Consider the following 7,932-nt stretch of genomic DNA (forward strand, 5'->3'; position numbering starts at 1 on the left):
GCTCGCATAGGACCGTTTCCCCCGCCGCGAAAGCACGCGGCCACCCTTCCCAAAGAAGCGCTTCCCAGGCGAAGGCCGGGGCCCAGGAGCGAGGCGCCGAAGGGGAGGACAGCGCTTCGTTACCTCGGCCATCCCGACTGGGCCCCGGCCTCCGCCGGGGAAGCGGTTTCTGGATCGAAGCGCTTCCCCCCGCTACCCCCGCTTCGCCGCGATATAGCGGTTCACCTGCTCATCCAGCACGTCGAGCGGCAGCGACCCCTGGCTCAGCACCGCCTCGTGAAAATCGCGAATATCGAACCGCGGCCCAAGCGCCTTCTCCGCGCGTTTGCGCAGTTCGGTGATCTTGAGCTGGCCGACCATGTAGCTCGTCGCCTGCCCGGGCCAGTTGAAATAGCGGTCGACCTCGCGCGCGATGTCCTTGTCCGACACCGAGCTGTTCGCCTTGAAATAAGCGATCGCCTGCTCGCGGGTCCAGCGCTTGGAATGGATGCCGGTATCGAGCACCAGCCGGATCGCGCGCCATACCTGGAGCGACAGCATCCCGAAGCGGGAATACGGATCCTTATATACCCCCATCTCGTCCGCAAGTCGTTCCGAATACAGCCCCCAGCCCTCGCCATAGGCCCCATAGAAGCCGAACTTGCGGAACTTGGGCAGGTCGGTCAGCGCCTGCTGCCGCGCAAGCTGGAAATGGTGGCCGGGCGCGCCCTCATGCGCGGCGATTCCGGCGACCTGGACCTTCTGCGTCTGGTTCATGTCGACCAGGTTGACGTAATAGATGCCGGGGCGCGATCCATCCGCCGACGGCGGGTTGTAGAAGGCGGTCGACGCGGTCCCCTCGCGCCATTTCTCGACCGCGCGCACCTCGAGCGGGATCTTGGGCAACACCCGGAAATAGCGGGGCGCGGCGACCATCACCGACGCGATCACCGCGCGCGCATCGCCCAGATAGGCATCGCGCCCCGCCTGCGTGTTGGGATATTTGAACTGCGGGTCGGTGCGGATCTTGGTGAAGAACTGTTCGAGCGTGCCGGTGAAGCCGACCTGGCGCTTGATCGCTTCCATCTCCTGCCGGATCGACGCGACCTGCCGCAGCCCGAGGTCATGGACCTGGTCGGGCGTGAGGGTGGTGGTCGTCGCGTTCTTGAGCTGGTCGGCATAATAAGCCGCGCCGTCGGGCAGGTGCCACGCGCCGTAATTGCCCGTCGACAACGGCTCGACCGCGTCGAGCGCGGCGAACAACGTGCCATAGCCGCGACGGAACGGGCCGGTGAGCGCCGCCTGCGCGTCCGCCAGCAACGTCGCCTTGGTCGCAGCGGGCGCGTCGAGCGCGCCGACCTTCTTGCGGAAGTCCGCGAGCAACGACGAATCCGCCCCGCCGTCGAACGGCGCGCCGGTGATGACCGCGCGTGCATCGGCGCGCGCGGGGGCGAAATTGACCTTGTTGGGGATAATGCCGGCCGCCGCCTGCGACCGCATCGTTGCGGCGACCTCGGTCATCACCCGCTCGGTATCGCGCAGCCGTGCGATATAGGCGCGCGCGTCGGCGACCGTGTCGATCTTGTGGTTGTTGATCAGCATCACCGGAATATCGCCCGCCGGGCTGCCGTTGGTCGAAACCGGGAAGCGCAACGTGCGAAACCGGAACGAGTCCCGGTCGCGCGCAACGCGATCCTCGAACAGTCGGTAGCTGACCCGCGCATTCTCGCCGAGTTGCTCGGGGCGGAACCGCGCGTGCAGCGCCTTCAGCTGTTGTTCTTCGAGCGCCTGTGCACGCACCGTCGCCGCATCGGTATAATCGTCGAGCCGGTCATAGTCGGTCTTGAGCCCGAGCTCGGTCTGCCGTTCCGGGCTGAGCGCAACCTGCGCGTCAAACGCGCGATCGAGAAATTGCAGCAGGGCCGCGTCCTGCGAAGGGGCCTGCGCCGTCTGGAGCGGGACCGGGGCATTTGCCTGGAGGAGGGGCACGACCGGCAACACGATCAGGGCGAAGGCAAGACGCATCGAATTCTCCTTGGAAAGCCCGCTTGTCGCGCGCAGGCCGGAACAACGCAATCGCGCCCGGCAAATTCGCAGTCCGTCGTGCGAAGGGCATCCAAGTCGATGGCGGATTGCAACCGCTTCTCCCGCCTGTTGCGTGCCGGGGTCGAACCGTCGAAATCACGAATGTGCTTGCACCCGCGTGCATGCTGCCAGACGACCGCGAGGTGTCGACGATACAAACGTTCGCACACCCTATATACAGCGGGTCCGGACATTCGGTGCGCATCGTTCGAGGTTGGCTTGTTCCAGAAACTGTTTCGTCGCGTCTCCGCCAACATCGCCCCCCGCGACTTCTCGGCTCCCGAAGGTCAGCGCGTCTATGCCGTCGGCGATATCCACGGGCGGCTGGATCTGCTCGAGGATCTGCTTGCGCAGATTGCGGACGATATCGCGCACCATCCCGTCGGAACGATCGGACTGGTGTTCCTCGGCGACCTGATCGACCGCGGCGCGGATTCGGCGGGCGTCATCGAACGGCTGCGCACCCTTCAGCATTTTCCGGCGAAAGCGCTGTTCCTGCTCGGCAATCACGAAGAGATCCTGTTGCGCGTGCTCGCGGGTGAGCCGGGGCTGGCCTATGACTGGCTCGGTTTCGGCGGCGATGCCTGTGCCGAAAGCTATGGCGTCTCCCCCTCGGCGTTGACCGGGATGAGCGAGGCGCAGATCGCCGAAGTGCTGACCGCCGCGATTCCGCCCGAGCATGTGACGTTCCTTAAGACGTTCGGCGATACCTTCCGCTTCGGCGATTACCTGTTCGTCCATGCCGGGATCCGCCCCGGCGTGCCGATCGAGGCGCAGCAACCGCGGGACCTGCGCTGGATCCGCGCCCCGTTCCTGACCGACGCGAACGACCACGGGTTCCTAGTGGTGCACGGCCACACGATCAGCGACGGGGTCGAACGGCGCGCCAACCGGATCGGGATCGATACCGGTGCGTATCGCACCGACGTGTTGACCGTGATCGTCGTCGAGCAAAGCATGATCCGCTTCCTGCAGACGAGCTGATGCCTTTTCCCGCGGCGATCCAGATACGCCTGCCCAAGCGATAGTCTGCGGGTCCTCGCGCCAACTATCGGGCGCAGGCACGTCCTCAAGCACACGCACACCGACACTGTAGCGATTGTCGAGGTATCATCCGCCCACCATCGCGCTTGCCGATCCACCCCGTCCTTCTCTACGAGGCGGCACCAACAGGAGTGATCGCATGCGGATTCTCGTCACCGGTGTCGCCGGATTCATCGGCTGCCACGTCGCGCGCGTCCTGCTGGCGCGCGGTGATACCGTGTTCGGGATCGACAACCTCAACGCTTATTACGACGTCTCGCTGAAACACGCCCGCCTTGCGCTGCTCGCGGAGGCGGGGGACGCGTTCACCTTCGCGCAGGTCGATTTCTCCGACCATGAGGCGCTCGACGCCGCACTCGACGGTCAGGCGTTCGACCGGATCGTCCACCTCGGCGCGCAGGCGGGCGTCCGCTACTCGATCGAGAACCCGCGCGCCTATCTTCAGTCCAACCTCGCGGGGCATCTCAACCTGCTCGAGGTCGCGCGGCATCGTACGGTCGAGCATATGGTCTACGCCTCGTCCTCCTCGGTCTATGGCGGGAACGACACGCTGCCATTCCGCGTCGAGGATCGGGTCGATCACCCGCTGTCGCTGTATGCGGCGACCAAGAAAGCGGACGAACTGATGAGCGAGACCTACGCGCATCTGTTTCGCCTGCCGCAGACGGGTCTGCGCTTCTTTACCGTCTATGGCCCGTGGGGCCGCCCCGACATGGCGATGTGGCTGTTCACCAAGGCGATCTACGAAGGTCGCCCGATCAATGTCTTCGGCGAGGGGCGGATGCGCCGCGACTTCACCTATATCGACGACATCGTTGCCGGGATCATCGCCTGCCTCGATTCGCCGCCCGCTGACGACGCGACGGTCAAGGCCGGCGGCAGCATCAGCCCGCACCGGATCTACAACATCGGCAACAGTCGCTCGGAAGACCTCGGCGAGATGATCGCATTGATCGAGCAGGCGTGCGGGAAGACGGCGACGCGCAACCTCCTGCCGATGCAACCGGGCGACGTGCGCGACACCTTTGCCGACATCAGCGCGATCCACCGCGATCTCGGCTACGAACCACGCACCACCATTGCGGAAGGCGTCCCCCGCTTTGTCGACTGGTATCGCGACTATCACGGGCTTTGACCGGCCCGGAACTGGTCCCGCGGTGCGCCATGGTCTGCACGGAACCCGGCCCGACGTTCGGCAGTAACAGCTCCATCGTCCGCAGGACGAAAACCGAAACGCACGCCTTGTATCGCTCCAGTGGCGCGACCTGCGCAAGAGCGGCCGGCACCGCATGCCCGCCACAATTCCAGGACGGTTTGGTCGGCCAGGGTCGACAAGCCACGGCCCCCTTCGCTAGCGTCCGCCCATCCCGAAAGGACTGAACATGCGTCGTACGTTCCTGCTTGCCACTGTTGCCGCCGTGATCGGCACCGCTCCTGCCGAGGCCGCCAATCCGTTCGCGCAACGCAGCACCCTGCCCTATCAGGCGCCGCCGTTCGACAAGATCCAGGATGGCGATTATCAGCCGGCGATCGAGCAGGGGATCGCCGAAAGCCTCGCCGAAGTGCGCGCCATCGCCGATAATTCCGCCGCGCCGACCTTCGACAACACGATCCTCGCAATGGAACGCCAGGGGCAAATGCTGGCGCGCGCGCAATCGGCCTTCGGGCAGGTGACGCAGGCGAACACCAATCCGGCGCTGCAGGCGGCGCAGGCGGCGCTCGCCCCCAAGCTCGCGGCCTATGGCGACACGATCTACCTCGACCCGAAGCTGTTTGCGCGCGTGAAAGCGCTGTACGACCGCAAGGCGTCGCTGAAGCTGGATGCCGAACAGGCGATGCTGGTCGAGGACTATTACAAGACGTTCATCCGCGCCGGCGCGCAACTTTCGGCGGCCGACCAGACTACGCTGCGCGACCTCAACAAGCAGATTTCGACCGCCGGCATCGCCTTCCGCCAGCGGCTGCTTGCCGCCACCAAGGCGGGGGCGCTGGTGCTTGACGATCCGGCAAAGCTGGCCGGAATGTCGGCAGGCGAGGTCCAGTCCGCCGCGCGCGACGCCGCCGACCGCAAGCTGCCGGGCAAGTATCTGCTGTCGCTCCAGAACACGACCGGCCAGCCGGCGCTCGAGTCCCTCACCGACCGCACGACGCGCAAGGCGCTGTTCGACCAGAGCTGGACGCGCGCCGAAAAGGGCGACGCCACCGATACCCGCGCGGCAATCCTGCAACTCATCGCGCTGCGGACCCGCAAGGCCAATCTCCTCGGCTTCAAGACCTGGGCGGACTATTCGCTGGCGGAGCAGATGGCCAAGACCGCCGACACCGCGCGCGGCTTCCTCAACGCGCTCGACGCCCCCGTCGCCGCCGCGCAGGCGGCACAGGTCGGCGAGCTTCAGCAGGCGATCGATGCGGACAAGGGGGGCTTCAAGCTCGAACCCTGGGATTGGGCGTTGTACGCGGAAAAGGTCCGCAAGGCGAAGTTCGACCTCGATCTCAACGAGACCAAGCCATATCTCGAGATCTGGAACGTGCTCGAGAACGGCGTCTTCTACGCCGCCACGCAACTGTACGGGGTAACGTTCAAGCGGCGGACCGACATCCCGACCTATCATCCCGACATTCGTGTCTACGAGGTGTTCGAGGAAAGCGGGACGCCGCTGGGTCTCGCCTATTTCGATTACTGGAAGCGCGACAACAAGTCGGGCGGCGCGTGGATGAACAGCTTCGTCCGCCAGGCGAAGATTTTCGGGACCAGGCCGGTCATCTCCAACACCGCCAATTTTACCAAGCCCGCGGACGGCCAGCCCGGGCTGGTGACGTTCTCGGACGTGCGGACGATGTTCCATGAATTCGGCCACGGCTTGCACGGTTTGTTCGCAAACCAGACCTATCCGACGCTGTCGGGCACCGCGGTGGCGCGTGATTTCGTCGAATTCCCGTCGCAGTTCAACGAGCATTGGGCGCTCGAACCGCGCGTGCTCGCGCATTACGCGCATCATTATCAGACCGGCGCAGCGATGCCGCAGGTGCTGGTCGACAAGATCAAGCGCGCCGAGACGTTCAACCAGGGATACAGCTTCGGCGAGACGCTCGCGGCGGCGCAACTCGACATGGCGTGGCATTCGGTCCCGGCAGCCGCGGTGCCGACCGACGTCGACGCATTCGAGGCGAAGGCGCTGGGCGAGACCGGGCTGGATGCCGCGCACGTCCCGCCACGCTACCGCACGAGCTACTTCGCGCACATCTGGGGCTCGGGCTATGCCGCGGGCTATTACGCCTATCTATGGACCGACATGATCCAGCAGAACGTCTACGACTGGTTCGAGCAGCATGGCGGGATGACGCGCGCGAACGGGCAGCGCTTCCGCGACCTGATCCTGTCGCGCGGGCATACCCAGGATTACTCCATCATGTTCCGCGCGATGACCGGCCACGACCCGCAGGTCGCCCCGCTCCTGCGCAAGCACGGGCTGAACCCGGCGAAATCGTAACGGCACGGCACGGCACCGCGCGCAACCCGCGCAGAGCCGTGCCGTGCCGCTTAGAAGCGCGTCGAGATGCCCGTATAGAGCTGCAGCCCGGGGGTTTCGCGGTTGAGGCCGATATAGGCCGAGGCATCCAGCTGGAGCGTCTTGGTGATCTGGTAGGCCGCCGCGAAATCCGCCGAATATTGCTGCGTATTCATGCGCGGCTCGAAGCTCTCCTTGGTCCACAGTTCGGCGTAGACCGTCGCTTTCTTGCCAACCGGATGCGCCAGGTTGATCAGGTTGGCGAGTTCGACATGATTGCCATTCCCCATCGACTGGTCGGCGGAAATGTCGAGTTCCGGACTGGTGGTCAGCGTGAAGTCGAAGGGGAGCGGGATGTTCACCGGAACGACCGCCCCACCCTCCCAATGCCCGTTGCCGCGCGTCGACCCGGCGGTCGGCGCCTTGACGAACCCGACCAGCGCGACCTGGGTCTTCGACTTGTCGACGGTCAGCTTCTGTTTCGCGCGGAGATACAGGTCGCCGATCCCGCGATCGGTGGTGACTGAACCGTCGTCCATCCGCATGCGCACCGATTCATACGGGACGAAATTGACTTCGACGTCGGTGTGCCTGCCTACGCCGTATTTCAGCGTGGGGTTCGTGAACAGGACGGTATCGGTCCGCACGCCGTCCGAGGTCTCGCGCGTCCAGTTGACGAGGTCGGTCTCGATCTGAACCGCTCCGGCGGGAACCGTGCAGGTCGTCGTCGCCTTGCTCGGCCGGTCGGTACAGATCGGCGTGGGGTCGGGCGCGACATTCGGCGGCAACGGCCCCGTGCCCTGCGCCGGATCGCCTTTGGCGGCCTCCTGCGCGAGCGCGGGAGCGGCTGATGCGACAAGCATCGTCGCGGCCAGCAAGGCGATTCGTTTCGGTGCAGCGTATTTCATGCGCCCGCCCTGCAAAAACCAGCGGCTTCGAGCAAGCACCGACTGCTTGATGCAAATCGGCAGACCAATGCCGCCGATCGCCAGGGACTTGCGGAAATGGGCGGAGTTCAGGTCGGACTTGCCGGAGGTCGCTTCAACCGGAGACCTCAAGCAGCCAAACGTACGGCGTTGCTCTGGGGCGAAGAGCCGATGGCGGAGACGGAGGAATTCAAAATGTAAACTTAAGTTGTTGGATCATAATAGGGTTTAACGTCGTTATTAATTTAAAAACCTCAGAAAATACCTCGGGAAATAATTCTCTAGATTACTGTGAATGCTCATGCTTTCTGGCGGCGTTCTGACCGCGCTATTTGTCGTCGGTGCCTTGCCGCGCAGTAAGCACGAATGTCCGGCTTTGGTGGAAAGCT

5 protein-coding genes are annotated in these 7,932 nt (G+C 64.6%); 3 read left to right on the plus strand and 2 right to left on the minus strand.

Going from position 1 to position 7,932, the window contains the following annotated elements:
- Window positions 1-192 precede the first annotated feature (192 nt).
- A complete protein-coding gene (locus RH91_RS03575) occupies window positions 193-2,004 on the minus strand; it encodes a DUF885 domain-containing protein (RefSeq protein WP_010161167.1) in 1,812 nt (603 codons plus the stop codon).
- A 279-nt stretch (window positions 2,005-2,283) separates the two neighbouring features.
- Between RH91_RS03575 and RH91_RS03580 the strand changes: the two genes are divergently transcribed.
- The 3 genes from RH91_RS03580 to RH91_RS03590 all read left to right on the plus strand — a co-directional run bounded on the left by RH91_RS03580 (window position 2,284) and on the right by RH91_RS03590 (window position 6,599).
- Window positions 2,284-3,048 carry a metallophosphoesterase family protein gene (locus tag RH91_RS03580; protein ID WP_010161168.1) on the plus strand — a complete coding sequence of 255 codons (765 nt, stop codon included), beginning with the start codon at window positions 2,284-2,286 and terminating at the stop codon, window positions 3,046-3,048.
- Window positions 3,049-3,247: 199 nt separating this feature from the next.
- Complete coding sequence (locus RH91_RS03585; protein WP_010161169.1) at window positions 3,248-4,243, plus strand: GDP-mannose 4,6-dehydratase; 996 nt, start codon at window positions 3,248-3,250, stop codon at window positions 4,241-4,243.
- 247 nt (window positions 4,244-4,490) lie between these two features.
- Window positions 4,491-6,599, plus strand: a complete 2,109-nt coding sequence (locus RH91_RS03590) for a M3 family metallopeptidase (RefSeq protein WP_010161170.1) — start codon at window positions 4,491-4,493, stop codon at window positions 6,597-6,599.
- Window positions 6,600-6,649: 50 nt separating this feature from the next.
- Here the strand turns inward: RH91_RS03590 and RH91_RS03595 are convergent, their stop codons facing one another.
- Entirely contained in the window at window positions 6,650-7,525 is an 876-nt protein-coding gene (locus RH91_RS03595; RefSeq protein ID WP_010161171.1) for a transporter, read from the minus strand.
- Window positions 7,526-7,932 lie beyond the last annotated feature (407 nt).

It is taken from the genome of Sphingomonas sp. PAMC 26617 (assembly GCF_000242835.1).
Taxonomy (GTDB): domain Bacteria; phylum Pseudomonadota; class Alphaproteobacteria; order Sphingomonadales; family Sphingomonadaceae; genus Sphingomonas.

Excerpts from the sequence above, each read along its gene's own strand:
- RH91_RS03575 (WP_010161167.1), bottom strand. The coding sequence starts at position 2,004 with ATGCGTCTTGCCTTCGCCCTGATCGTGTTGCCGGTCGTGCCCCTCCTC.
- RH91_RS03585 (WP_010161169.1), top strand. The coding sequence starts at position 3,248 with ATGCGGATTCTCGTCACCGGTGTCGCCGGATTCATCGGCTGCCACGTC.
- RH91_RS03590 (WP_010161170.1), top strand. The coding sequence starts at position 4,491 with ATGCGTCGTACGTTCCTGCTTGCCACTGTTGCCGCCGTGATCGGCACC.
- RH91_RS03595 (WP_010161171.1), bottom strand. The coding sequence starts at position 7,525 with ATGAAATACGCTGCACCGAAACGAATCGCCTTGCTGGCCGCGACGATG.